Genomic DNA, 25,624 nt, shown 5'->3' on the forward strand with positions numbered 1-25,624 from the left:
GTCACTGCACCAGCGGCGAGTCGGCGCCCTGCAGCGCAAGGCCACGAATGTCCGCCGCGCCGATCAGGGTTTGCAGGTACTGCACCAATGCCCTCTGCCACACGCCTTGTTGCAGCTGGGTGCGAATCGCCCCGGCCACCGCTTCATAAGGCAACGGCTGCCCTTCGATACGCTGGTCGATGCTGATCACATGCCAGCCATAGCGGCTTTCCAACGGTTTGTCGGCCAGGCCCGGTGCCAGGGTGAACAGCTGGCGCTCCAGTTCAGGCACGGTCTGGCCCTTGCTGATCTGGCCCAGCGAACCGCCCTGGGCCTTGGAGGGGCACGCCGAATACTTCAGCGCCAGCTCGGCGAAACCGCCGGGGGTCTGTGCCAGGCTCAGCAACAGGATTTGCGCCTGCACATGGGCCATCTGGCGCGCCTCGGCATCGTCTGGCGCGCACTCGAACAGGATGTGCCGCACCGCCAGCAACGGCGCGCTGTGGAAGCGCCCGCGATTGCTCTCAAAGTAATGCCGGCATGTCGCTTCGTCGCACTGCGGCACGCTGATTTCACGCTCCAGCAGCAAGCGCGTGGCCGCTTCCTCTTCGTTCTCGCCGGGGGCGATGTCCACCGTCAGGCCGAGCTCGGCAATGCGCTGTTGCAGCAACTCGCGAATCACCAGGGCGCGGGCCGCCAGGTACACCGCTGCTTCGCGGCTTTCGGCCGGGTGGTATTGCAACTCCAGGGCCATCGCCTCGGGCGTGATCGACACGCCGTTGACGCTGACGATGGGCCATTCCTGTTCACTGCTGGCAATCAATTCAGGCTGGGTCATCACGCGCTCCTCACGACTTCTGCCGCACGATTTGGTAGCGCCGCCCCAGGTACCAGATCGGCGCGCTGACCATGTGCACCAGGCGGGTAAACGGGAACAGCACGAACAGGGTCAAGCCCAATGCCACGTGGGCCTTGTAGATCAGCGACACCGGCGCAATCGATTCCGCCGCCTGCACCGGCCGCAGCAACACCACGTTCTGCGCCCAGTCGGCGAGCATCACCATCACCGAGCCGTCCATGTGCCCGGTCGAGGCGACGATGGTCAGTAAACCGAGCAGTAACTGCGCGAGCAGCACCAGCAGGACCAGGATGTCCGACGCACTCGATGTGGCGCGTACCCGCGGGTCGCTCAAGCGACGCTTGACCAGCATCAGCAACCCCACCAGACACAGCAGGCCGAAGAATCCGCCGGAGACCATCGCCAGCAGTTGCTTGTTTTCAGTGCTGATTACGTGGTGATAGACCGACGCCGGTGTGAGCAGGCCGACAAAATGCCCGGCCAGCACAAACAGCACGCCGATATGGAAAAAGTTGCTCGCCACGCGCATGCCACGGTTGTTCAGCATCTGGCTGGAGCCGGCCTTCCAGGTGTACTGCGACAGGTCGAACCGCGCCCAACTGCCCAGCAGACAGACCGCCAGGGCCACATAGGGGTACACCCCGAATACCAGCAAATTCCACTTAGACATTACCCACCTCCCCGGCCGGCATGGCGGCCGGCGCTGCTTGCTGAAAATCCACCCAATGCAGCGGCACGGCGCTTTCTTCCCGTGCCTTGCCGGGTGCGCTTGGCATCGCGCTGCAACGGTCCTGCTGCTCGGCCTGCATAAAGTCCACGGCCTCCTCTTCCCAGACCTTGTCGAGGGCTTCGAGGGAGTCGTCGCGTGGCTCGGCCGCCACTTGGGCGCGCACCTCGGCCACGGCCTGGTGCGGCTCGGTGCCGGCGATCTGCAACAGCGCACGCATGCAACTGGCGTAGGCGCTCTCACGCTCTTCCAGGCGCGCCGCAAGCAACGCCAACAGGTGCGCCACATCCGCCAGGCCTTCGCGGGCTTCGATGTCTTCGCGGGTGGAGAGGAACTCCAGGTACAGCGGGATATAGTCCGGCAGCTCCTTGACGCCGATGGCAAACCCCGCGGCCTCGTACTGGGCCATCATGTCGACCATCGCCTGGCCACGATCCCGGGACTCGCCGTGCACGTGTTCAAACAGCAGCAGCGACAGCGAACGACCACGACCGAACAACGCGCCGTAGTGTTCCTGGCCATCCATCAGGTCATTGGCGCAGATCAGCTCCAACAGCTCGAACAACGCGCCGCGTTGCTTGGGGCTGATTTCCCGCGACTCGATAATTGCCTGCTCCAGTTCATCGCGGCCATTCACCAGGGCCTCGGTGGGATAGTCCAGCAGCAACGAAATCACTTTAAGAATGCGCATGGCTCAGTCCTCCCAGATCTGGACGGTTTTCAGCACGTCGCGACGGTTGGCTTTCCTGGCACCGAACATGTTGGTGTCGGAACTGCCGCTGCAACCGCTGCCAAAGCTGAAGCCGCAACCGGAGCGTTCGGCGAAGGCGTCGCTCATGGCGTCCTCACGGTGCGCGCTCGGCACCACAAAGCGGTCTTCGTAGTTGGCAATCGCCAGGTAGCGGTACATCTCTTCCACCTGCGGCACGCTCAGGCCCACGTCTTCGAGCACTTGCAGGTCCTGCACGCCGTCCACCTGCTGCGAGCGCTTGAAAGCCCGCATCGCCAGCAGGCGTTTGAGGGCACGCTTGACCGGTTTCTCATCGCCGGCGGTGAGCATGTTGGCCAGGTAGCGCAGCGGAATGCGCAGGCTGTCCACGTCCGGAATCACCCCGTTCATGCCCACGGTGCCAGCAGCGGCAGCGTTCTGGATCGGCGACAGCGGCGGCACGTACCAGACCATCGGCAAGGTGCGGTATTCCGGGTGCAGCGGCAGTGCGAGCTTCCAGTCCACGGCCATTTTGTACACGGGGGAACGCTGCGCCGAGTCGATCACCGACTGCGGCACGCCATCGGCCAGGGCCTGGCGGATCACCGCCGGGTCATTCGGGTCGAGGAAGATCTCCAGTTGCTTTTCATACAGGTCGTGCTCGCTGGCCGTGCTCGCCACTTCGCTGATGCGGTCGGCGTCGTAGAGCAGAACGCCGAGGTAGCGGATGCGCCCGACGCAGGTTTCCGCACACACGGTGGGCATGCCGGCCTCAATGCGCGGGTAGCAGAAGATGCATTTCTCGGACTTTCCGCTCTTCCAGTTGAAGTAGATTTTCTTGTACGGGCAACCGCTGATGCACATACGCCAGCCGCGGCATTTTTCCTGGTCGATCAGCACGATGCCGTCTTCTTCACGCTTGTAGATCGCACCACTGGGGCACGACGCCGCGCACGCCGGGTTGAGGCAGTGCTCGCACAGGCGCGGCAGGTACATCATGAAGGTGTTTTCGTACTCGCCGTAGATATCGGCCTGGATCTGGTCGAAGTTCTTGTCCTTGCGGCGCTTGGCGAACTCGGTGCCGAGGATTTCCTCCCAGTTCGGGCCCCACTCGATTTTCTGCATGCGCTTGCCCGACACCACCGAGCGCGGCCGCGCGGTCGGTTGGTGCTCGCCCAACGGCGCGGTGTGCAGGTGCTGGTAATCGAAGTCGAACGGCTCGTAGTAGTCGTCCAGGCTCGGTAGGTCCGGGTTGGCGAAGATATTCGCCAGCACGCGGAACTTGCCGCCGATACGCGGGTTGATGCTGCCGTTGGCGTTGCGCACCCAGCCGCCCTTCCATTTGTCCTGGTTTTCCCACTCCTTGGGGTAGCCGATGCCGGGCTTGGATTCGACGTTGTTGAACCAGGCGTACTCCATGCCTTCGCGGCTGGTCCACACGTTCTTGCAAGTGATCGAGCAGGTGTGGCAGCCGATGCATTTGTCCAGGTTCAGCACCATGCCGATCTGTGAGCGAATCTTCATCTCAGTTCTCCTCGATATCGGTCGGCAATGGGCGCGGCAAGTCATCGCCGGTGGCACCGTCGAGCCAGTCGACCTTGGCCATCTTGCGCACCACGACGAACTCGTCGCGGTTGCAACCGACCGTGCCGTAATAGTTGAAGCCGTAGGCCTGCTGGGCGTAGCCGCCGATCATGTGGGTCGGCTTGAGCACCACGCGGGTCACCGAGTTGTGATGGCCGCCACGGGTCTTGGTGGTCTCCGAACCGGGCACGTTCACGATGCGTTCCTGGGCGTGGTACATCATCACCATGCCCTCCTTCACGCGCTGGCTGACCACCGCGCGGGCGGTCAGCGCGCCGTTGACGTTGAAGCATTCGATCCAGTCGTTGTCCTCGATGCCGGCGCGTTTCGCGTCGATCTCCGAGAGCCACACGATCGGCCCGCCACGGCTCAGGGTGAGCATCAGCAGGTTGTCGCTGTAGGTGCTGTGGATGCCCCATTTCTGATGCGGGGTAATCCAGTTCAGCACGATCTCGGTCTCACCATTGCTGCGCTTGCCCTTCACCCCTTCGATGGTGCGGGTGTTGACCGGTGGCCGGTAGCTCATCAGTTGTTCGCCGAACGCCTGCATCCACGGGTGGTCCTGGTAGAACTGCTGGCGGCCGGTGATGGTGCGCCATGGGATGTTTTCGTGGACGTTGGTGTAGCCGGCGTTGTAGCTCACGTGGTCGTCTTCCAGGCCCGACCAGGTGGGGCTGGAGATGATCTTGCGCGGCTGCGCCTGGATGTCGCGGAAGCGGATCGCCTCATGCGCCTTGGGCAGCGCCAGGTGGCTGTGGTCGATGCCGGTGAAGGCCGACAGCGCCGCCCAGGCCTTGACCGCCACATGGCCGTTGGTTTCCGGGGCCAGGGACAGGATCACCTCGGCCGCATCGATGGCGGTATCGATCTTCGGCCGGCCATGGCTGATGCCCGCGTCGCCTTCGTGATGGTTCAGCTCGCCGAGGAAGGCCACCTCGTCATCGGTGTTCCAGTTGATGCCCTTGCCGCCGTTGCCGAGTTTTTCCAGCAAGGGCCCAAGGGAGGTGAATTTCTTGTAGATGTTCGGGTAGTCACGCTCCACCACCGCCATGTTCGGCGCGTTCTTGCCGGGTACAGGCGCCACACCGGCGCTTTTCCAGTCGGTGCCACCGAACGGCTGGGCCAGTTCGCCGACGCTGTCGTGCATCAGCGGCACGGTCACCAGGTCCTGCTCGACGCCCAGGTGCCCGACCGCCATGGCCGAGAACGCCTTGGCAATGCCCTTGTAGATTTCCCAGTCGGAACGCGACTCCCACGCCGGGTCGATGGCTGCCGACAACGGGTGGATGAACGGGTGCATGTCCGAGGTGTTCATGTCGTCTTTTTCGTACCAGGTGGCGGTCGGCAAGACGATGTCGGAGTACACGCAGGTGGACGACATGCGGAAGTCCAGGGTGGTCACCAGGTCGAGCTTGCCGATGGCGCCGTCGTCGACCCATTCGGCTTCGGTGGGCTTGCTTTCGCCGCCAAAGCCAATGTCTTCGTTCATCACGCCGTTCTTGGTGCCGAGCAGGTACTTGAGCATGTACTCATGGCCCTTGCCCGACGAACCGAGCAGGTTGGAACGCCAGATGAACATGTTGCGCGGGAAGTTCACCGGGCTGTCCGGTTGCTCGCAGGCAAAGCGCAAGGTGCCGTCCTGCCAGGCCTTGATGACGTAGTCTTTGGGCTCCATGCCGGCGGCGGCCGCGTCCCGGCAGATATGCAGCGGGTTGGTGTTCAGTTGCGGCGCGCTGGGCAACCAGCCGGCGCGTTCGGCGCGGATGTTGTAGTCCAGTGCATGGGTGGGGAACTGCGACTTGTCCGCCATCGGCGACAACACGTCGTGCATGTTCATTTTTTCGTGGCGCCACTGCGAGCTGTGGCCGTAGAAGAAGCTGGTGCCGTTCATCTGGCGTGGCGGGCGGCTCCAGTCCAGGCCGAACGCCAGGGGCAACCAGCCGCATTGCGGGCGCAGTTTTTCCTGGCCGACATAGTGGGCCCAGCCGCCGCCGGTCTGGCCGACGCAACCGCAGAGCATGAGCATGTTGATCAGCCCGCGGTAGTTCATGTCCATGTGGTACCAGTGGTTCATCGCCGCGCCGACGATGATCATTGAGCGCCCCTTGGTCTTGTCGGCGTTGTCGGCGAACTCACGGGCGATCTGGATGGCTTTCTCGCGGCTGACGCCGGTGATCGCTTCCTGCCAGGCCGGGGTGCCCGGTACGCTGGCGTCGTCGTAGTCCCGGGCCACGTTGCGGCCGCCCAGGCCACGGTCGATGGCCAGGTTGGCCGCCGACAGGTCGAACACCGTGGCGACCTTGGCCACGCTGCCATCGGCCAACGTCACGTTGAGCACCGGCACGCGGCGGAACTGCACCGCGTCACCGGCCACGTGCTGGAAGTGTTCGTGGGCTTCACCGGCAAAGTACGGGAAGCCGACTTCGGCCACGTCTGCGCCGATCAGGCTGAGCTTGAGGTCGATGGCACGGCCTTCGCCGCCCTCTTTGGCGAGAATATTCCACTTGCCCTTCTCGCCCCAGCGGTAGCCGATGGAACCTTGTGGCGACACCAGCTCACCGCTCTCATCGAGGGCGATGGTTTTCCATTCCGGGTTGTTGTCCTGGCCCAGGTTGCCGGTGAGGTCCGAGGCGCGCAGGAAGCGGTCGGGCTGGAAGCCGGCGCCGGGGGCAAACCCGGTCACGGGTTTGAGCATCACCAGCACCGGCAGGTCGGTGAAGCGCTTGGCGTAGTCGGTGAAATAGGTACTCGGGTGGTCGAGATGGAACTCCTTGAAGATCACATGATTGAAGGCCTGGGCCAACGCCGCGTCGGTACCCTGCTTGGGGTTGAGCCACAGGTCGGTGAGCTTGGCCACTTCCGAATAGTCGGGGGTGATGGCCACGGTCTTGGTGCCCTTGTAGCGCACCTCGGTGAAGAAATGCGCGTCCGGCGTACGGGTCTGCGGGACGTTGGAACCCCAGGCAATGATGTAGTTGGAGTTGTACCAGTCGGCCGATTCCGGCACGTCGGTCTGCTCGCCCCACACCATCGGCGAGGCCGGTGGCAGGTCGCAGTACCAGTCATAGAAACTCAGGCACACCCCGCCCAGCAGCGACAGGTAACGCGAGCCGGCGGCGTAGCTGACCATGGACATGGCCGGGATCGGCGAGAAGCCGACGATGCGGTCCGGCCCGTATTGCTTGATAGTGTAGACGTTGGAGGCAGCGATGATCTCGTTGACCTCCTCCCAGTTGGAGCGAATGAAACCGCCCATGCCGCGCTTGCTCTTGTACGACTCGGCCTTGGCCTTGTCCTCGACAATGCTCGCCCAGGCCTCCACCGGGGCCATGGTCAGGCGCGCTTCACGCCACAGCTTGAGCAACGGCTTGCGGATCTTCGGGTACTTGAGCCGGTTGGCGCTGTAGATGTACCAGCTGTAGCTGGCGCCACGCGGGCAGCCACGGGGTTCGTGGTTGGGCAGGTCGTTGCGGGTGCGCGGGTAGTCGGTCTGCTGGGTTTCCCAGGTGATCAGGCCGTTCTTCACGTAGATCTTCCACGAGCACGAGCCGGTGCAGTTCACCCCGTGGGTGGAGCGCACGATCTTGTCGTACTGCCAGCGCGAACGGTAGACGTTTTCCCAGTCGCGGGACTCCTTGCGGGTCTCGCCGTGGCCGTCGGAGAACTCGTCTTGCTTGCGGTTGAAGAACCGCAGTTGATCCAGTAAGTGACTCATGGTGCTTTCCTCATCAGGCGTGCCGTGGGGTGCGTTGCCCCGCGAATTCAGGTCGGACTAGCAGGGTGTGGCGCAGCCCTTGCGGGCGTACCACCACCAGGTCACGACGATGCAGCTCAGGTAGAAACCGACAAACATGTAGAAGGCCATGGCCGGGCTGCCAGTGGCGGCCATGGAACTGCCGAAGGATTTGGGGATGAAGAACGCGCCGAACGCGCCCATGGCCGAGCTGAACCCCAGCACCGCAGCTGATTCCTTGCCGGCATCCTTCAGGGCCTGTTCACGCACCGCAGCGGGTCTGCCGGCACTGGCCTTCTCGTGAAGGGTGCGGAAGATCACCGGGATCATGCGGAAGGTGGAGCCGTTGCCGATGCCGGTGGTAATGAACAGCAGCATGAACAGGCCGAGAAAGCCGTAGAAGCTGCCGCCCTGCCCGTTCTGCGGCAGAAAGTGCAGCACGCCGAACACCATCGCGATCATCAGCACGAAGTTCCACAGGGTCACCCGCGCACCGCCCAGTTTGTCCGCCAGCCAGCCGCCGAGCGGGCGTACCAGCGCGCCCACCAGCGGGCCGAGGAAGGCGAATTTCAGCGCCACCACCTCGGGAAACGAGGTCTTGATCAGCAGCGGGAACGCCGCCGAAAAACCGATGAATGAACCGAAGGTCGCGAGGTACAACCAGCACATCAGCCAGTTGTGCTTGCGTTTGAAGATCACCGCCTGGTCGCTGAACGACGCACGGGCGCTGGACAGGTCATTCATGCCGAACCACGCGGCCACGGTGACGGTGAGGATGAACGGCACCCAGATGAAACCGGCGTTCTGCAACCACAGCTGGCTTCCGTCGGCCAGGGTTTGCGGTTGCCCGCCCATCAGGCCGAACACCCCGAAGGTGATCACCAGCGGCACGCAGAACTGCATCACCGACACGCCCAGGTTACCCAGGCCGGCGTTCAAACCGAGGGCGGTGCCCTGCTGCGCCTTGGGGTAGAAAAAGCTGATGTTGGACATGCTCGAAGCGAAGTTGCCGCCGCCGAAACCGCACAGCAACGCGATCAATACGAACACGCTGTACGGCGTGTCGGGGTCCTGCACCGCGAAGCCCATCCACAGCGACGGCAGCAGCAACGACGCGGTACTCAGGGCGGTCCAGCGGCGCCCGCCGAAGATCGGCACCATGAACGAGTAGAACACCCGCAACGTCGCGCCAGACAGGCCCGGCAGTGCCGCCAGCCAGAACAGTTGGTCGGTGCTGAAGCTGAAGCCGATGGCGTTGAGGCGCACGATCACCGTGCTCCACACCATCCACACGGCAAAGGCCAGCAACAGCGCGGGGATCGAGATCCACAGGTTGCGGGTGGCGGTCTTCTTGCCGCTGGCGCCCCAGAACGCCGGGTCTTCGGGGCGCCAGTCATGGATCACCGGGCCCGAGGTGGGCTTTTGCGCAATGGACATGATCATTCTCCTTGGAGCGCGGGCTTGCCGAGCAGCGGTTGTTTGCGGATTTCGCTGAAGTACATCCAGGCCAGGGACACCCAGACCACGCCGTACATCAACATGAAGCAGGAAGAGCGCACGCCGGTGAGGTCCACCAGGGCGCCGAACATAATCGGCAGCACAAAGCCACCCAGACCACCGGCCAGGCCGACGATGCCGGACACTGCGCCCATGTTTTGCGGGTAGTCATTGGCGATGTACTTGAACACCGAGGCCTTGCCGAACGCGAAGGCGATGCCCATCACGAACAGCAGCACGGTGAACAGCGCAGGGGTGAGGCCGATGTGGAAATCCAGCGGGCCGTTGACGGTCATCACCTGCAGTTGGGTCTGCGGGTAGCTGAGCAGGAACAGGCACACCCAGCTCACCCACAACACCCACCAGGTCACGCTCTGCGCGCCCCAGCGGTCGGACATCCAGCCGCCCACGGCGCGCAGCACACCACCCGGCAGCGAGAAACACGCAGCCAGCAGCGCAGCGCTTTGCAGGCTGAAACCGTATTCCTGCACGTAGTACTTGGTCACCCACAGCGCCAGCGCCACATAGCCGCCGAACACAATCGAGTAGTACTGGCAGTAGCGCCACACGGCCGGGTCTTTGAGGCACAGCAACTGCTGGCGCAAGGAAGCGCCGCCGGCGCTGCGGTGGGCCTTGTTTTCGCTGGTGAGGAACCAGAACAGCAGCGCGGTGATAAACAGGATCGCGCTGAACACCTTGGGCACCAGGTGCCAGGTGCCGAGGGCGATCAGGCCCGGCGCGAGAAACTTGGTCACCGCCGCCCCCGCGTTGCCGGCGCCGAACACGCCCATGGCGAAGCCCTGGTTGTGCTTGTCGAACCATTTGGCGACGTAGGCGATGCCCACCGAAAACGAGCCGCCGGCCAGGCCGACAAACAGGCCCAGCACCAGGAACTGCCAGTAGGCGGTGGCGTAGGTGATCAGGTACAGCGGCAACACGCAGGCGAGCATCAGCAGGAAGAACACGATGCGCCCGCCGAAACGGTCGGTGAGCAGCCCCAGTGGCAGGCGTACCAGGGAGCCGGTCAATACCGGCGTAGCGGCCAGCAGGCCGAACTGGGTTTCGTTGAGTTGCAGCAGCTCCTTGATGGGCACGCCAAGCACGGCGAACATCATCCACACCATAAAGCAGACGGTGAAGGCCAGGGTGCTCATGCCCAGCACCAGGCCTTGTCTTATACGGGGTTGAGTCACGGTATGCGCTCCAGAAAGTGATTCCATGGGCGCAGGTTAGGGGCGGCACTTGGGTGGAACTTGACCCAGGTCAACGTCCGCCGGGTGGGTATGGGGCTATGCTCGCCGCGTCTACCTCCAAGGAGGTAGGCACCAGAACAAGAGAAAGCCTTTATTTATCAATGGATTGTTCTCTTGTGCCGGCTTTTGTCCGTGGGAGGGTTCGCCGGCAATTCTTTAGAGGTAGTGCGCCAGGGAAGGCCATTGACACCCCCCTTTCCCGCTCCAGGTGCGACCATGCTGCTCTGCCATCCACTCCGACTGCACCGTCATGCTTGACTGGCTGCGCAGCTCCCTGCCCGCCCGCGCCGGCCTGGCGGTGATCCTGATCGCGATCCTGGCCCTGGCCAGCTCCCTCAGCGCCGGGCTGATCGCCTGGTTCAGCCAGGGCGACGCCGCAGCGATCAACACCGCAGGCTCGGTGCGCATGGAGACCTACCACCTCAGCTGGAAGCTGGCGGCCGGCGCGCGCGCGGATGAGGTCGCCGAGGTCAGCCAGAGCCTGCAACGCCGGCTCGACAGCCCCTCGCTCAAGGCGGCGCTGGAAGACGGCCCGCAAAGCGCCCTGTTGCAGAGTTACCAGCAGATCCGTCAGCGCTGGGACAGCGAACTGCGCCCGGCGGTAATCCGCGGTGATGCCGACTTGTTCCAGGCCCGCGCGCCGGCGTTCGTCGAGCAACTGAACCAGTTCGTCAGCCTGTTGCAGCAACAGAGCGAACAGAAGCAGAGCTGGCAGCAAGGCATCCAGGGCCTGGCATTGTTCAGCACCTTGATCATCCTGCTGCTCGGTCTGTACGAGTTGCAGTACGGCGTGGTCAACCCGCTGGAAGAACTGGTGCACGCCACCCGGCGTTTTCGCGACGGCGACTTCAAGACCCGGGTCAACCACCGCTCCGAGGATGAACTGGGTCAACTGGCCCTGAGTTTCAACGCCATGGCCGAGACCATCGAGGCCTCCCATCGCACCCTGGAAACCCAGGTACAGCTCAAGACCCTCAACCTGCAACAGGCCAATGCTGCCCTGGAGTTGCTCTACCAGAGCAGCCGCAGCCTGGCCACGCGCCTGGCCAACGCCGAGGGCCTGGATGAACTGATCCGGCGCTTCCAGAAACGCCTGCCGGGCCTGCGCCTGTCGCTGTGCCTGCAAGGTCACTTCCTTGCCCCGGCCCAGCAGATGCTGGCCCTGCACGGCGAGAACAGCCGCAACGTGTGCGCCATCGGCGACTGCGCCACCTGCCAGAAACACAAGGCCGCACCACCGCAGGTGTTCAGTATCAGTAACCAGGGCACGGAACTGGGCGAACTCAAGGCGCACTTCCTCGATGGCCACCCGCCCCAGGACTGGGAAAAACAACTGATCCAGGCCCTGGCCAACCTGATCGGCACCTCGCTGTCGCTCAAGCGCCAGCGCGAGCAGGACCACCGCCTGTTGCTGCTGGACGAGCGCACCATCATCGCCCGCGAACTGCACGACTCCCTGGCCCAGGCGCTGTCCTACATGAAGCTGCAAGTGAGCCGCATGCAAACCCTGATCCGCCGTGGCGAGCCGGTGGAAACCCTGGCCTCCGTCACCAGCGAACTGCGCGATGGCCTGAACAACGCCTACCGCCAACTGCGCGAATTGCTCACCACCTTCCGCCTGCAGATCCACGACGCCGGGCTGGTGCAGGAGCTGCAGGACACCGCCGAAGAATTCTCCCGACGCGGCGAATTCCAGGTGCACTTGCACGCGGACGCCCTGGCCTTCCAGCTGTCGGCCAGCGAGCAGATTCACATGCTGCAGATCACCCGCGAGGCGCTGTCCAACTGCCTGCGCCACGCCCATGCACAGAATGCCTGGCTGCAACTGCGCCAGGTCGGCGAAACCGTGAGCCTGAGCATCGAAGATGATGGCCGGGGCTTCTGCGGCGCCGTCGACCAGCGCGAACACCACGGCCTGACCATCATGGACGAACGCGCCCGCAGCCTGCACGGCCTGCTTGAGATCAGCCCACGCGAGCCCCAGGGCACCCGCGTGCAACTGCGTTTCCAGCCGGAATTCCTCGGCCACACCCTACAAGGCAGCACCTCATGAACGTCCCTCTTCGTCACCGGATCCTGCTGGTCGACGACCACCCGATGATGCGCCACGGCATGCGCCAGATCCTCGAACTGGAAGATGACCTGCACGTGGTCGGCGAGGCCGGCAACGGCCAGGAAGCCCTCGACCGGATCGCCAGCCTGCAACCGGACCTGGTGCTGCTGGACAACAACATGCCGCAGATGAACGGCCTGGAAACCCTGCGCCGCCTGCGGGCCATGGACTACGCGGGCAAGGTGTTGCTGTTTACCGTGTCCGACGCTGAAGACGATATTCGCGATGCGCTGCGCCTGGATGCCAATGGGTACCTGCTCAAGGACATGGAACCGGAATTGGTGGTCGAGTTTATCCGTGATGCGTTGCATGGTGCATTGGTGATCAGCCCTGGCTTGACCAGGGTCCTGGCCCAGGCGTTGCGCTCGCCGCAACCCCATGCGGCGGTGGAATTGACCGAGCGGGAGCGGCAGGTGTTGAAGACGATTGCCAGTGGCTACAGCAACAAGGTGATCGGGCATAAGTTGGGGATTACCGAGGGGACGGTGAAGGTGCATGTGAAGAATTTGCTGCATAAGCTGGGGTTGAGGTCGCGGGTGGAAGCGGCGGTTTGGGCGATGGAGCATTTGAGGCAGGTCGGGTGAGTTTTTTTTGAGGTTGAGGGGTGTGAGTACATATCCGTTATTTAGGTAACGGCTGCTGACGGTTCCGCTCTTACAGCGGGTCACTTTTGGAAGAGCGCTGTATGGACCGGACACAGGGTTGACGGGGCGCCGAAGATCAAAAGCAAGAGCGACTCGCTGCGCATCGCAGATACGCTTTTTGTGCTGTGTAACCCACTTACTGTGGCGAGCGGGCTTGCCCCGCGTCGGGCTGCGAAGCAGCCCCAAAAAACAGTGAGGTCGCCGCGTTCATCCTGGTTTGGTTACTTTTGGGCTCTTTTCAAAAGTGACCCGCCGTAAGGGCGGAACCATAGGCGGCCGTTACCGAAGAAACGGATATGCCCACCGACATATGCCCACCGAGCCCCCCAACGAGGCATACCCCAACCCCCAGGGCGCAGATGCCGTCAGGTCGCAAGCCCGCGCCCGGCCCGCTCCAGATTGCGCCACAACCAGGGCGGCAAGACCTCCGGGTCGAGGCTGTCGATCAGGTTCTTCAAACCCAACCCCAGCTCCGTGTCCCCTTCGATCACCAGGCGCCGCCGGAAGAACAACGTATCCGGGTCTTCCTGCCGACTGGCCAGCAATAGAAATTCGCGCCAATTGCCGCTGATGGTCACCTGGGCCTGCGCCTTCTGCGCAATCCGCAACCCGTCCCGCGTCAATGTCAGGTACCAGCACAAACCCAGGTCCGGAATGCGCAGGCACAGCCAGCGCCCGCGCAGCAGGTCAAAACCGCCGTCGCGCAGCGGCTCGGCCAGGCAGCGGTTGAGCCCCTGTTGCAACGCCAGGCGCTGCACTGCGAAAGGCACACGGCGAACCAGCGGCAATACCCGGTCAGCGCCCTTGAGCAACCATTGCTTGCGACTCAACACAACCCCACCTCCTCGACCCGTAACATGCCGGCCTGCCCATGCCAGTAACCGTTGCAGCCACTCACCACCAACGGCGGCGTGGCTCCCTGGCGCACCTCGTCGAAGGCACGCACCACCTCGGCCATGCCCTCGGCGCGTGGGCTCAGGCGCAACAGGTCGGCGCCACAGGCCACCAGACCGGGATAGTCCGCCAGCAAGTTGGTCACCTCGGCGGACATCGTCTGAATCCCATTCAAGGTAAACAGCGCCTGCCCCTCCTGGCTGGTCAACGCCATGCCATCCGGGTAATTGATGCAACAGAACTGACAGTCGTCCTTGGGCCGGTTTTCCGCACGGGCGCTGAAGCAGCGCGCCGAGTACGCCAGGGGCAAATGGCCGTAGGCGAAGATCTCCACCTCGGGCAGCGGCCGCCCCAGTTCGCGGACCTGCTCCAGCACATCGGCGATCAGCCCGTGGGAGCATTCCACCGGCGGCACCCAGCGTTGCATGCCTGCGTCGAGCAGTTGCACCAGAGCGTGGCCGTTGTAGAGGTTGAGCGCCGGGCCACCGACAAAGGGCACTTTGCGCTCGATCAGCAACTGCACGGCGCCCATGTCGTTGGCCTCCACCAGCAACTCGCCGTTGTCGCACAGGCGGCGCAGGCTGGAGAGTTCGGAGGCGGCTTCGATCAGGGTGAGGCTCGACAGCACGATCTGCGCCGGGCTGCACGCCTGCAACTCACGCCCCAGGCCCAGCCATTGATCCAGGTTCAGCGCGCGGCGTTTGGCGCACACGGTTTCCCCCAGGTAAATCACGTCCAGGGGCAAGGCGGCCATGTCGGCGTAGAAGCGCCCCAACTGTTCCTTGTCCCAATAAAACAGCACCGGTCCCAGGCTGAGTTTCATGTGTGTGTCCTCATTGCCATGCACGATGGTAAGCCCCCAGGGTGGTCTGGCTGCCTTCGGAAAGCCCGGCAAGCACCTGGCGCCATTGGTCCTGGACCGCGAAATGGGCCGGGCTGCTGCGATGGGCGTCGAGGGCGGCGCGCCATACGCGGGTAACTTGCTCCACATAGGCCGGGCTGCGTTGCCGGCCTTCGATCTTCACCGCTTCCACGCCGATGGCACTGAGTTCGGGCAACAGGTCCAGGGTGTCGAGGCTGGTGGGCTCTTCCAGCGCATGGAAGCGCTTGCCGCCCACCAGGAAGCGGCCCTTGCACAGGGTCGGGTAGCCGGCGGGTTCGTCCGGGGTGTAGCGGTCGATCAGCACTTCGCTCAGGCGTGCGCTGAGGCCATCGGCGTCCTCGCTCCAGCGCACCGCCTTGGCCGGCGAACACACGCCGCACAGGTTGGGGGATTCGCCGGTGATGTAGGAGGACAGATGGCAACGCCCTTCGGCCATGATGCACAGGCTGCCAAAGCCGAACACCTCGATGGGCACCGTGCCGCTGGCCGCCACCTGCTTGACCTGGGCCAACGACAACACCCGAGGCAACACGGCGCGCCGGATGCCGTAGCGCTCCACATAGAATTTCAACGCCGCCGCATGGGTGGCCGAGCCCTGCACCGACAGGTGCAACGCCAGCTGTGGATGACGTTGCGCGGCGTAGCCGAGCACGCCGGGGTCGCCGGCGATCAGGGCGTCCACGCCATGGTCGGCGGCACGGTCCACGGCGCGTTGCCAGCGCGACCAGATTTTCGGTTGCGGGTAGGTGTTGACCGCCACGTAGAGCTTGCGCTGGTGCTGGCGGATATGGGCGACAGCAGCGTCGAACTGCTTGTCGTCCATGTTCAGCCCGGCGAAGTGCCGGGCATTGGTGTCATCGCGAAAACCCACGTACACCGCGTCGGCGCCTTGGCGTACAGCGGCTTTCAGCGCAGGCAGGTTGCCTGCCGGGCAGACCAGTTGCATGGTGGCTCCTTATTGAAAATCGGCAAACGACAGGAATGGCACGGCCGCGCCCTTGAGCACCTGCTGCTCGCGCTCGACGATCACCAGGCCATCGGCCCAGCAGGCGGCGGCGAGCATCGCCGAGCTTTGCTGGGGGTGCAGGATGGCGCGCAGCTGCCCATCGCTGTCGGGGCTCAAGCGCGCACGCAGGTACTGGCGGCGCTTGTTGGGTTTGAGCCACTCGAAGGCCGCCGGCACGCTGACAGGCACCGGCAACACCCGCTCCACACCTTGGGCGCGCAGCAGGAACGGGCGCGCCACGATCAGCGTGGTGACCAGCGCGGCGGTGGGGTTGCCCGGCAGGCCGATCCAGGGTTTGCCGGCCACTTGGCCGAACGCCAGGGGTTTGCCGGGCTGGATCGCCAGGCGCCAGAACTCGACCTTGCCCAGTGCCTGGATCGCCTGTTTGAGATGGTCCTCTTCACCCACCGACACGCCGCCGGTGGTCAGCAGCAGGTCGCACTCAGACGAGGCCAGCATCAACGCATCGCGGCTGGCCGCCAGGGCGTCGGCCATCACGCCGTAGTCGTGTACCTCCACGCCCCAGCCACGCAGCAACGCCGCCACAAGGTAGCGATTGCTGTTGTAGATCTGCCCCGGCGCCAGCGACTCGCCCGGCTCGCGCAGTTCATCGCCACTGCTGAGCAGGCACACGCGCAGTGGCCGGTAGACCTTGACCCGGGGAATGCCCGCCGCCGCCAGCAGGCCGAGCTCCTGGGCGCGCAGGCGTTTGCCGGCGCTCAGTACCCGTTGCCCGCGTTGCAGCTCTTCGCCGCGCTTGCGAACGTGTTCGCCCAGGCGCAACGGCGGGCACCAGATGCGCTGGCCATACACCCGGCAGCGTTCCTGCGGCACCACGCTATCGGCGCCCGGCGGCAGCGGCGCGCCGGTGAAGATGCGCACGGCTTGCCCGGGCTGCAACGGCACATCCGTGCTGTGCCCGGCGGCGATCCGCCCGACCACTTCCAGGTAGCCGCCCTGCTCCGGCACGTCAAACGCGCGCAGGGCGTAGCCGTCCATGGCGCTGTTGTCCCAACCCGGCAGGTCGCGGGGCGAGAACACCTCTTCGGCGGTCACCCGGCCCAGGGCCTGGGCCAACGCAAGCATTTCGGTGGCCGGTGGCGGCGGCGCCTGGGCCAGCAACTGCTCGATGGCCTCTTCCACCGGCAGCAGGTCGCCGCTGTCGCAGGGGCTCATGAGCGCGTCTCACAAGCAGCGAGTATCTGATCGAGTTGCGGCTTGAGGTGCGGCGCAAAATTGCACGGGCCGGTACGGCTGTCCAACTGGCCAACCAGGATCTGGTCCCAGGCGGTGCGACAGGCCCCCGGCGAACCGGGCATGCAGCACACCAGCACGCCGTTGCTGAAACCGGCCAGGGCCCGGGATTGCAGGGTCGACATGCCGATTTCCGCCAGCGATACCTGGCGGAACAACTCGCCAAAGCCATCCACCTGTTTGTCCAGCAGCGGCAACACCGCCTGGGGCGTGTTGTCGCGCGCGGTGAAGCCGGTGCCGCCGGTCATCAGCACCACTTGCACCTGGGGGTCGGCGATCCATTGCGAGACGCGTGCGCGGATCTGGTAGATGTCATCCATCACGATGCCCCGGTCGATCAGCATGTGGCCGGCACGTTGCAGGCGGTCCACCAGGGTGTCCCCGGAGGTGTCGGTGTCGTAGGTGCGGGTGTCGCTGATGGTCAGCACCGCGATGTTCAGGGAAACGAAACTGCATTGGGTCAGATGGGCCATGATCCAGGCTCCAGGCGTTGAAAAGATGCGTCCAGCCTGCGCCGCATCGGGCGCAGGGCCTATTCCTCGAAGGAGGTATGCCGTCAGGGGGCCAGGCGCGTGCGCTGCCACCCGCTGTCATGCAGGCGGTAGTCGAGGCGGTCGTGCAAGCGGTCTGGCCGGCCTTGCCAGAACTCGATGCGCCGGGGTTGCAGGCAGTAGCCGCCCCAGTGCTCGGGCCGGGGCGGCTGGCGCCCGGCAAAACGCTCGGTGACCTCGCGCAGGCGCCCTTCCAACTCGCTGCGATGGGCCAGGGGCTGGCTCTGGGGCGAGGCCCAGCTGCCCAACTGGCTGGCGGCCGGGCGGGCATCGAAGTAGTCGTCCGACAGCTCGGCATCGGCCTTCACCACCGGGCCTTCGATACGCACCTGGCGCTCCAGGCCCGGCCAGAAGAACGTCATGGCGGCATGGGGGTTGTCCGCCAGTTCATGGCCCTTGGCGCTCTGGTAATTGCCAAAAAAGAAAAACCCGTCGGCGCTGAAGCCCTTGAGCAGCAGGATGCGGCAGTGGGCATGCCCATGGCCGTCCACCGTGGCCAGGGCCATGCTGTTGGCCTCGGCCGGCGGCACTTCGGTCTTGCGGGCCTGGTCCAGCCACTGGCCGAACAGCTCCAGCGGGTCGGCCTGCGGGCAGTCGTCGCGAAGGCCGTAGAGGGTGTAGTTGCGGCGCAATTGCGCAAGGGACAGGGGCATGGCGCGGTCCTCCAGAAAGTTCGCCACAGTGTGGGAACTGGCGCACCGTTATCCCTTGACCGCGATCAACAATCGGCCGCGGCATGACGCCGCATACCGCTTACCACAACGACTTGGCGATGATCACGATCAGCACCATGTGCGCGAGGATGCTGCGCCGAATCCACCGTGCACGCTTGGCGCTCAGGCGCTGTTTACCCAGCCAGTACGCCAGCAACAGGTAGTGCCCGATGATGCTCAGGGCCAGCAGGATTTTCAGGCTCAGCAGCCACGCAAAACGACTGTTCCACGGCACGCCCCAGTAGTGCCAGGCCAGCCCCAGGCCCGCGCCGTACAGCACGATGACCACCAGATGCAGCACCCGTCGCGAGCGCCGGGCAATCGCCTGGTCGCAGGTGAACTGCGCGGACCAGGCCAACTCCTCCCGGGCGCTGTGCCAGATCACCACTTCAAAAAACAGCGTGCCGATGAACGCGCTGGCCGCCAGCAGATGAACCATCAATAGCACTGAATACATGGATCTCTCCTAACCCGGATGCCCGTCGACACGCGCCTGCCACAGCATCGGCCCGTAGCGCCACAGGTACAGCCCCAGGCCGACGGACCAGCACAGCGCGGCCAGCCACAACGCCGCCACCGGCCACACCAGCACCAGCAGCACCCGGCACACACACGCCAGGTTCAGCAGCGCAAAGGCCAGGGTCATCCCCGAGGGCGGCTGCAATGGCCGGCCGGTATGGCCCAGGCTGACCCGCGCGATCATCGCCAGGATCAACCCGGCCATGGCGCCGATGGTCAGCGCATGCACCGCCAGGCTCGGGTTGAGCGGCACGCCAAAATGCCACAGCGCCATGCCCAGGCACGCCAGCGACAGCCAGGCATAGGCCAGGTGCAGGGACCACAGCAGCGGCACCCGCCACAGGCCGCGAGCATGCCAACGCGCCAGGCGCAACAGGTGGCCCACGCCCAGCAGCGCGAACAGCACACCGATCCAGGCCCGTGGCAACAAGGCCACCCCACCGGCATACAACAGCCCCACTAGAATCGAACCGCCCAACAGCAGGTGATCCAACCAGGGCCAGGGCTTGACCGCCGCGACCCGACCCAGGCCGCGCTGGGTGAAAAACGGGATCACCCGCCCGCCGATCAGCCCCATCATCGCCGCCACCAGCCAGAGGCCGGTCAACACCGCCTGGCGCTGCAGGCCCTGGTCATACAGTGACAAGCCATCGGCCACCGCCAGCAATACCAGCACCAGCACAATCGGATAATTGCGCGTCTGCCGCACCTGCCACAGCGTCCATCCCATCACACCCGCCACCGCCAGTGGGAAGCTCAGTTCCAGTACTGCCAGCAATGGCAGGGGAACGTCGAGCAACCAGCCCACGCGCGCCGCCAGCCACAGCGCCGCCAGTGCGCCCAACGGTGCCCCGCTGAGTCCGGGGCGACCGGTCCAGGTCTGCACCGCCGTCAGCAAGAAACCGGCGATGATCGCCAGGCCAAAGCCGAACAGCAGTTCATGCCGATGCCAGGCCAGCCAGCCGCCGGCCGGTTGCCAACTGCCGGTCATGCCGCCCAGGGCCAGCAGCCACAGCGGCACCGCCAGCGCGGCCAACAGGCAGGCACCGAGGAAAAACGGCCGGAAGGCCAGGCGAAACAGCGGGGTAATCGACATGGCCTTGCGTCGATCCAGTACGTGCATGGCAGGGCTCCTGAATTTATCACTGCGCCGATGGTGCGCCGGTGTGCGCATCTTGCCCTTGTCGCAGATCAAGCTGCGCCAAGGGCAACCGGATTAACCTCGGAGCAAGTTCGCCTTGCTCGGCACGCTGTGCGTGCGCCTGCACCAGCGGGTCAACAAGATCGAGTTTGCCGAGGGCACGTCCCGCTAGTGTCAGCCGAACAGACCCAGACCAATGCGGCTGCAATCACCGTGCACCGTGAAACCCTCATCGGTGCGACGCCACGGCGTACCTTGATGTGCATCAAGGGCTTTACCAGGTCAGGTAAAACACGCTCTTGGCCAACAGCACGATGGCGACCATATGCCCGAACAGGCTCAGATGGATAACCCGCAGGTAAGCCGCACTCACCCGGCCACGGCGCATGCGCAGCATCGTCAGCAGAAAGTGCAGCAGCACACTGGCGGCGAGGATCAGCTTGAGGGTCAACAGGGTGCCGAACGACGACGCGAACGGCGCGGCCAACACCGGCAGGTAACGCAAGCCGACCATGCCCAGCCCGGCGCCGAACAGCACCAGCAACACCCACGGCATAAGCGCCCGGGCACGCACACCGATGCCTTGCTCGACCTGCAGCATCACCCGCGCCGGCAATTGCCGATGCAGACCGCCCAGGATCAGCACTTCGAAAAACACCGTGCCGATGAAGATCAGCGCGGCGAACAGATGGGCCAGCAGAAACAGCAGGTAAAGCATGGTGGCCTCGCAGGTGGCGTCGAGGCGCCAGTGTGGCGGCCTGGAGGCTTGCGCGCCTTGACGTCGGTCAAGCCCGTTACAGCCACGGGATGCTGTAGCTGACAATCAGCCGCGTCTCGTCCTTGTCCGCCGTGTCATTGCCGCGCAATACCGCACTGCGCCAGGTAAAGCCCAGCCCTTTCAAGGCGCCGGTGGGGATCACGTAGTCCAGGCGCAGGTCGCGCTCCCATTCGCTGTTGTCGCGGCCGGCGGTGCGGATATGGCTGCCGTGAATGTAAGTCACACTGGAGCGCAACCCCGGTACGCCCAGGCTGGCAAAGTCATAGGCATAACTGCCCACCATGGCCTGTTCGCCGGCATTCACAAACTTGAGCGACTGGGAGTTGGTGATCAGGTAAAGCGAACGGCCCTGCCCCTGGTTGATGTGCGGGAAGTCGCTTTGCCCGGTGGTTTTCTGGTAGCCCAGGCTCAGCGAATGCCCGCTCAAGCCATAGGTGAACAGTGCGCTCCACAAGCGGTTGTCGACCTTGCCTGTGGTGACGCCGGGCGCGTAGTAGCCCGAGCCGACATAACCTTCGCTCCGGCCCGACGCACTGCCGTTCTTACCGTCGGCGGTGCTGTAGAAATACCGCAGGTCGCTCTTGAGCTGCCCCACCGGCAGTTGCCAGTTGTGCACCAGGCCCAGGAAGTGCTGTTGGTAGAAGTTCTCCAGGCTGGCGTAGTAGTACTGCACCTGCAGTTGCTTGCTGACGGTGTAATCCACGCCGCCGTAGTAGAACTGGTGACTGGACTTGCCCTTGACCGGGTCATTGGCGCCGGCAATCGACAGGCCTTGGCCGTTGCTGGAATTGCGGTCCACGACCTGCTCGATCTTGCCCGCGATCAGGTTGATGTCCTTGAAGTCCCTGGACTCCACCTGATAGCCGCGGAAAGTCTGGGGCAACAGGCGCCCGTCTTCGGTGGTCAGCACCGGCAGCCTGGGCGTCAGGCTGCCAGCCTTGAGTTGGGTCTGGGCAATGCGCAGTTTGCCGGTGACGCCGGTCTTGCTGAAGTCATGGGCGGCCTTGCCATCGTCCAGCGGGAAGACGCTGCCGGGGGTGTTGTCGGCACCGGACTTGCCGGCCCGGCCGGAGGCGTCCAGGCGCAGGCCGTACCACTCTTGCAGGTCCAGACCCAGGCCGACCGTGCCTTCGGTGAAACCGGACTGGTAGTTGAACATAAAGGCCTGGCCCCATTCCTTGTCCGAGGCGGCCTTGGCGTTGCGGGTGTCCTGGTTGTAGTAGAAGTTGCGCAGGTCGAGGCTGGCTTTGCTGTCATCGATAAAACCCGACGCAGCCGCCTGCTGCGCAGCGCCGATAGAGACGGCGAGCGCTAGGCAAGTCTTGTGGTTCATGAAGGCTCCGAGAAGTGATTGAGGCGCCCCGTCGCAGCGCTGTTTTTGTTGTGCCAGGGGGGCTGCAGTCAACGGGAGCGCGCACGGTATAGCGTTGCGTGGCCGGGAAAAAGCCGGCAAAACCGCCAATCACTTTTTCAGTTTGGGTAACAATCCAGCGAATGGCGAGCGCGTGTCCAGCAGTGAGGTACGGATGAAGTGCAGGTAACTTTCCACCCGGCGCAAGGCCGAGGTCTCAAAGTGCGCTTCGAAAGGTTCGACGGTGTCCTGCACGCACTCGATTGCGTGTTCGACGCGTGCCAGTGCACGTTGCCACCGTGCATGCCCCGGCTGGGTGAACAAGCGCACCAATGCCCGCCCCATGGCACGTACCGCCTGGCGCCACGCGGTGGTTTCGGCGTAGCAGGCCAGCGCCGGCAACTGCGCCTGCTCGCGGCGCAGTTCGATCAGGGCATGGCCGACGTCAAGCACCACGAACGTCCAGCGCAGCAGGCGGTGTTGCACCTGCGGCTGGCCGGCGGACAAGCCATGGGCCTGGTTAAGCAGGTCACGGGTGCCGCTTTCGAAACGCGAGCCCAGCGCCGGCAAGGGTGCGTGGAGGGCGAACACGACCCGCCGGCGCAGGTCCTGTTCCAACCGACGCCACAACCAGGGGCTGTTGGGCGGCAGAATGATCGCCCCTGCTGCCGCGCACACCAGCATGCCGAACACCATGGCGAGGTAGTCATTGATCAAGCCATAAGGGTTGTAGAGCGTGAGGTTGCCGGGCACCGAACTGGTGCCGAAAAACACCAGCATGCCCAGACCGTAGCCCGCCCACTGAGGTTTGGCCAACCAAAAGGATCCCAGCATGATCACCGGCGCAATCACTAGGCACAGTAACGGGAACCCGTCGATCCGGGGATAGACGAAGAACACCTCGAAAATCCCGATGACCGCCGCCAACACTGTCCCACAGGCAATCTGGAACGACATGCGCCGGGGGTTGGGGGAGAACGCCGAGAGCCCCACCGTGAGCGCGGACACCAGGGTCATCGCCGCGCCACTGGGCCAGCTGGTAGCGATCCACAGCGCACACAACACCAACAGCACCACTGCGGCACGCAGGCCGGCGCCTACCGCTGCCAGCCAGTGGGTCTGTGGCTGAAAAGGCTCGGCCCAACGCTCACGCCGGGGGCTGTGATCGGTCAGGGAAGCATGGGTCTGAGCGTAGCTGAGCACCTCGTCGACGAAGCGATAAAGCAGCTCGCAGGCCGTGTGGAAATCCAGCAGGTCATCGGCGGGCGGATGCGCCTGCGCCAGCTCGGCGCGCAGGTGGCGGACCTGGCTCGGCAGCCCGTGGATATAATGCTTCAGGCGTGTCGACAGGTACGCCGCATCCAGGTCTGTGAGTACCTGTCCGGCGAACGGTTCCAGCACATTGACCAGCGCCTTGAGTGCCGGGCCCACAGCTTCCAGCACCGCCGTGGCACCGCGCATCTGCACTCGGTCGAGCAACTGATGCAGGGCATTGAAACGCGTGGTGATGGCCATGAACTCGACGTTGAGCCGATCCAGCCGCCCCTTGCGTCGGCGCATGTAAGGGTCTTCGAACACACTGACGCTGCGCATCCCTTCCAGGCCCACAGCCTCGGCGATGAAGCGCAGGTTGGCGACCTCGAACGCCGCCTGGTCGTGGGTACTGCGCAGACCGCTCACGACAAATCCGGCGAAACGACCAAAGCGTTGGTACAGGGTATTGCGCATGGCGGCGCCCGCCGTGCTGGGCAGCAGCGTTGCGCTGATCGCGGTGGCGCACAGCACGCCCAGGGTGATCTCCAACACCCGCCACACCGCCGCCATGAACACCTGCTCCGGGTGCCCCACCACCGGCAAGCCGACCATCACCGCGGTATACCCCGCCAGCACCCACCCATAGGCGCGAAAATGACGATTGCGCGCCGCGCCATATGAGCACACGCCCACCCACGCGGCCAGCCCGGCCAGGAACAGCTCGGTGTTCTGGGCGAACAGCGCCATCAACAGCACCATGAACGACGACCCCACCAGCGTACCCATCACGCGGTAGACGCTTTTGGCCAGGACATGCCCGCTATAGGGCTGCATCACGATGAACACCGTGGTGATCGTCGTGCCGGGCTGCGGCAACTCCAGGCGCATCGACAGCCACAAGGCCAGGTACGAAGCGATCAACACCTTGAACAGGTAGACCCACATCACCCCGTCGGTGCGCGCCCATTCCAGGAAACCCCGGCGCCAGGGCAGTGCTCTGAGCCGGCGTGAAAAATCAGTGAGCGGTGGCACGAAACAGGGACTCCCGACAAGCTGGCTGGCACACAAGGCCGGCGACTTTAGGCGGTTGCGCCAGGGTCGGTAAGTCATCCAGAACGTGAATGACTGTTACGCGAAATACCACAATAAATAGCGTTTACAGCGGCCCGCGACTTCATGCCACACTGGAAAAATCCGTTATCCCTGGTAGCCATCGATGGACATTCTGCAGAACATGCGCATCTTCCGTTGCGTCGCCGAAGCCGGCAGTTTTACCGGCGCGGCGACGCGGCTGAACACCAACACCACCCATGTATCCCGCTCCATTTCCAACCTGGAAGCCCACCTGCGCACGCGCCTGTTCAATCGCACCACACGCCGCATCGCCCTCACCGAATCGGGCCAACGCTACCTGGTGCGATGCGAGCAGATCCTGCATTCGATCGCAGAAGCGGAGGTAGAAGCCGGCGACGCCCATACCCGCCCCATCGGCCAGCTCAAGGTGCATTCGATGACCGGTATCGGCCAGCATTACGTGGTGGACGCCATCGCTCGTTATCGCCAGCACTACCCGGATGTGACCTTCAACCTGAGCATGAGCAACCGTACGCCGGACCTGGTGCACGAAGGCTTCGACGTATCGATCGTGCTGGCCATCGACCTGCCTGACTCCAGCCATGTGTCGCAGAAGCTCGGCAGCACCTACAGCATCGTTTGCGCATCACCGTCCTACGTAAAAAGCCACGGCATCGCACAGGTTCCCAAGGACCTGCTCGACCACGCTTGCCTGCGCCTGGTCAGCCCGGTGATCCCTCTCGAGGACTGGACCTTCGACGGCCCCAATGGCAAGGAAAACGTGATCATCAGCCACTCGCCCTTCCTGGTGGATTCGGTTGACGCGATGAAAACCGCCATCAGCAATGACATGGGCGTCGGCATCCTGCCCGTGCATGCGGCGATCAAGGGGCTGCGCAGCGGCAGCCTGGTGCGCGTACTGCCCGAGTACCGCCTGGAGGAGCTGAGCCTGTACGCCATCTACCCTTCCCGGCATTACCTGGACGCAAAAATCAAAACCTGGGTGGAGTACCTGCGCAGCTCCCTGCCGGAGGTGCTCGCCGACCATAAGGCTGTGCTGAAGACCCGCCCGTTGCTCAGCGCTGTTGAGTCATAACGACTACATCGG

21 protein-coding genes are annotated in these 25,624 nt (G+C 64.2%); 3 read left to right on the forward strand and 18 right to left on the reverse strand.

Features of this window, described 5'->3' with window-relative positions; translation table 11 throughout:
- Position 1: 1 nt before the first annotated feature.
- The 7 genes from BMX59_RS16370 to BMX59_RS16400 are packed head-to-tail and all read right to left on the reverse strand — an operon-like array spanning position 2 to position 10,281.
- Positions 2 to 817, reverse strand: a complete 816-nt coding sequence (locus BMX59_RS16370; RefSeq protein WP_092245442.1) for a peptidylprolyl isomerase — start codon at positions 815 to 817, stop codon at positions 2 to 4.
- 10 nt (positions 818 to 827) lie between these two features.
- Positions 828 to 1,508: a respiratory nitrate reductase subunit gamma gene (gene narI / locus BMX59_RS16375; RefSeq protein WP_093123456.1), complete on the reverse strand. Its 681-nt coding sequence runs from the start codon at positions 1,506 to 1,508 to the stop codon at positions 828 to 830.
- Positions 1,501 to 2,256 (reverse strand): nitrate reductase molybdenum cofactor assembly chaperone, encoded by a 756-nt coding sequence (gene narJ, locus BMX59_RS16380; protein ID WP_092245436.1) that lies wholly within the window; start codon positions 2,254 to 2,256, stop codon positions 1,501 to 1,503. The genes narI and narJ overlap by 8 nt, the downstream gene beginning before the upstream one ends.
- Before the next feature lie 3 nt (positions 2,257 to 2,259).
- Positions 2,260 to 3,798 (reverse strand): nitrate reductase subunit beta, encoded by a 1,539-nt coding sequence (gene narH / locus BMX59_RS16385; protein WP_092245433.1) that lies wholly within the window; start codon positions 3,796 to 3,798, stop codon positions 2,260 to 2,262.
- Position 3,799: 1 nt separating this feature from the next.
- On the reverse strand, positions 3,800 to 7,573 hold the full coding sequence (locus tag BMX59_RS16390; protein ID WP_093123462.1) for a nitrate reductase subunit alpha: 3,774 nt from the start codon (positions 7,571 to 7,573) through the stop codon (positions 3,800 to 3,802).
- Positions 7,574 to 7,630: 57 nt separating this feature from the next.
- Positions 7,631 to 9,028 (reverse strand): NarK family nitrate/nitrite MFS transporter, encoded by a 1,398-nt coding sequence (locus tag BMX59_RS16395; protein ID WP_093123467.1) that lies wholly within the window; start codon positions 9,026 to 9,028, stop codon positions 7,631 to 7,633.
- 2 nt (positions 9,029 to 9,030) lie between these two features.
- On the reverse strand, positions 9,031 to 10,281 hold the full coding sequence (locus BMX59_RS16400) for an MFS transporter (protein WP_093123471.1): 1,251 nt from the start codon (positions 10,279 to 10,281) through the stop codon (positions 9,031 to 9,033).
- A 310-nt stretch (positions 10,282 to 10,591) separates the two neighbouring features.
- On the opposite strand from BMX59_RS16400, the gene BMX59_RS16405 reads away from it, so the two are divergent.
- Together BMX59_RS16405 and narL are read left to right on the forward strand one after the other, a co-directional pair.
- Positions 10,592 to 12,394 carry a HAMP domain-containing protein gene (locus BMX59_RS16405; RefSeq protein WP_093123475.1) on the forward strand — a complete coding sequence of 601 codons (1,803 nt, stop codon included), beginning with the start codon at positions 10,592 to 10,594 and terminating at the stop codon, positions 12,392 to 12,394.
- The gene (narL, locus tag BMX59_RS16410; protein ID WP_092245419.1) at positions 12,391 to 13,038 is read left to right on the forward strand and encodes a two-component system response regulator NarL; all 648 of its coding nucleotides are present in this window, start codon (positions 12,391 to 12,393) and stop codon (positions 13,036 to 13,038) included. The genes BMX59_RS16405 and narL overlap by 4 nt, the downstream gene beginning before the upstream one ends.
- A gap of 425 nt (positions 13,039 to 13,463) precedes the next feature.
- Here the strand turns inward: narL and BMX59_RS16415 are convergent, their stop codons facing one another.
- From BMX59_RS16415 to BMX59_RS16465, 11 genes are all read right to left on the reverse strand, one after another.
- Positions 13,464 to 13,931: a ubiquinone anaerobic biosynthesis accessory factor UbiT gene (locus tag BMX59_RS16415; protein ID WP_092245416.1), complete on the reverse strand. Its 468-nt coding sequence runs from the start codon at positions 13,929 to 13,931 to the stop codon at positions 13,464 to 13,466.
- On the reverse strand, positions 13,925 to 14,815 hold the full coding sequence (locus tag BMX59_RS16420) for a U32 family peptidase (RefSeq protein WP_092245413.1): 891 nt from the start codon (positions 14,813 to 14,815) through the stop codon (positions 13,925 to 13,927). The genes BMX59_RS16415 and BMX59_RS16420 overlap by 7 nt, the downstream gene beginning before the upstream one ends.
- 10 nt (positions 14,816 to 14,825) lie before the next feature.
- Complete coding sequence (locus tag BMX59_RS16425) at positions 14,826 to 15,821, reverse strand: ubiquinone anaerobic biosynthesis protein UbiU (protein WP_092245410.1); 996 nt, start codon at positions 15,819 to 15,821, stop codon at positions 14,826 to 14,828.
- Between the two features lie 9 nt (positions 15,822 to 15,830).
- Entirely contained in the window at positions 15,831 to 17,057 is a 1,227-nt protein-coding gene (gene glp, locus BMX59_RS16430) for a molybdopterin molybdotransferase MoeA (protein WP_093123481.1), read from the reverse strand.
- Positions 17,054 to 17,608 (reverse strand): molybdenum cofactor biosynthesis protein B, encoded by a 555-nt coding sequence (moaB, locus tag BMX59_RS16435; protein WP_093123484.1) that lies wholly within the window; start codon positions 17,606 to 17,608, stop codon positions 17,054 to 17,056. The genes glp and moaB overlap by 4 nt, the downstream gene beginning before the upstream one ends.
- 83 nt (positions 17,609 to 17,691) lie before the next feature.
- Complete coding sequence (gene pdxH / locus BMX59_RS16440) at positions 17,692 to 18,339, reverse strand: pyridoxamine 5'-phosphate oxidase (protein ID WP_093123487.1); 648 nt, start codon at positions 18,337 to 18,339, stop codon at positions 17,692 to 17,694.
- A 100-nt stretch (positions 18,340 to 18,439) separates the two neighbouring features.
- Positions 18,440 to 18,856, reverse strand: coding sequence for a hypothetical protein (locus BMX59_RS16445; protein ID WP_092245398.1), 417 nt, complete (start codon positions 18,854 to 18,856; stop codon positions 18,440 to 18,442).
- A 9-nt stretch (positions 18,857 to 18,865) separates the two neighbouring features.
- The gene (locus tag BMX59_RS16450; RefSeq protein WP_093123490.1) at positions 18,866 to 20,041 is read right to left on the reverse strand and encodes an NnrS family protein; all 1,176 of its coding nucleotides are present in this window, start codon (positions 20,039 to 20,041) and stop codon (positions 18,866 to 18,868) included.
- Between the two features lie 292 nt (positions 20,042 to 20,333).
- Positions 20,334 to 20,777: a hypothetical protein gene (locus BMX59_RS16455; protein WP_093123495.1), complete on the reverse strand. Its 444-nt coding sequence runs from the start codon at positions 20,775 to 20,777 to the stop codon at positions 20,334 to 20,336.
- 76 nt (positions 20,778 to 20,853) lie between these two features.
- On the reverse strand, positions 20,854 to 22,170 hold the full coding sequence (locus tag BMX59_RS16460; RefSeq protein WP_092245389.1) for an OprD family outer membrane porin: 1,317 nt from the start codon (positions 22,168 to 22,170) through the stop codon (positions 20,854 to 20,856).
- A 129-nt stretch (positions 22,171 to 22,299) separates the two neighbouring features.
- Complete coding sequence (locus BMX59_RS16465) at positions 22,300 to 24,474, reverse strand: FUSC family protein (protein ID WP_371914379.1); 2,175 nt, start codon at positions 24,472 to 24,474, stop codon at positions 22,300 to 22,302.
- 184 nt (positions 24,475 to 24,658) lie between these two features.
- Between BMX59_RS16465 and BMX59_RS16470 the strand changes: the two genes are divergently transcribed.
- Positions 24,659 to 25,612 carry a LysR family transcriptional regulator gene (locus tag BMX59_RS16470; protein ID WP_071493269.1) on the forward strand — a complete coding sequence of 318 codons (954 nt, stop codon included), beginning with the start codon at positions 24,659 to 24,661 and terminating at the stop codon, positions 25,610 to 25,612.
- Positions 25,613 to 25,624: the final 12 nt, after the last annotated feature.

The sequence above is a fragment of the Pseudomonas sp. NFR09 genome, from assembly GCF_900111535.1.
Classification (GTDB): domain Bacteria; phylum Pseudomonadota; class Gammaproteobacteria; order Pseudomonadales; family Pseudomonadaceae; genus Aquipseudomonas; species Aquipseudomonas extremorientalis.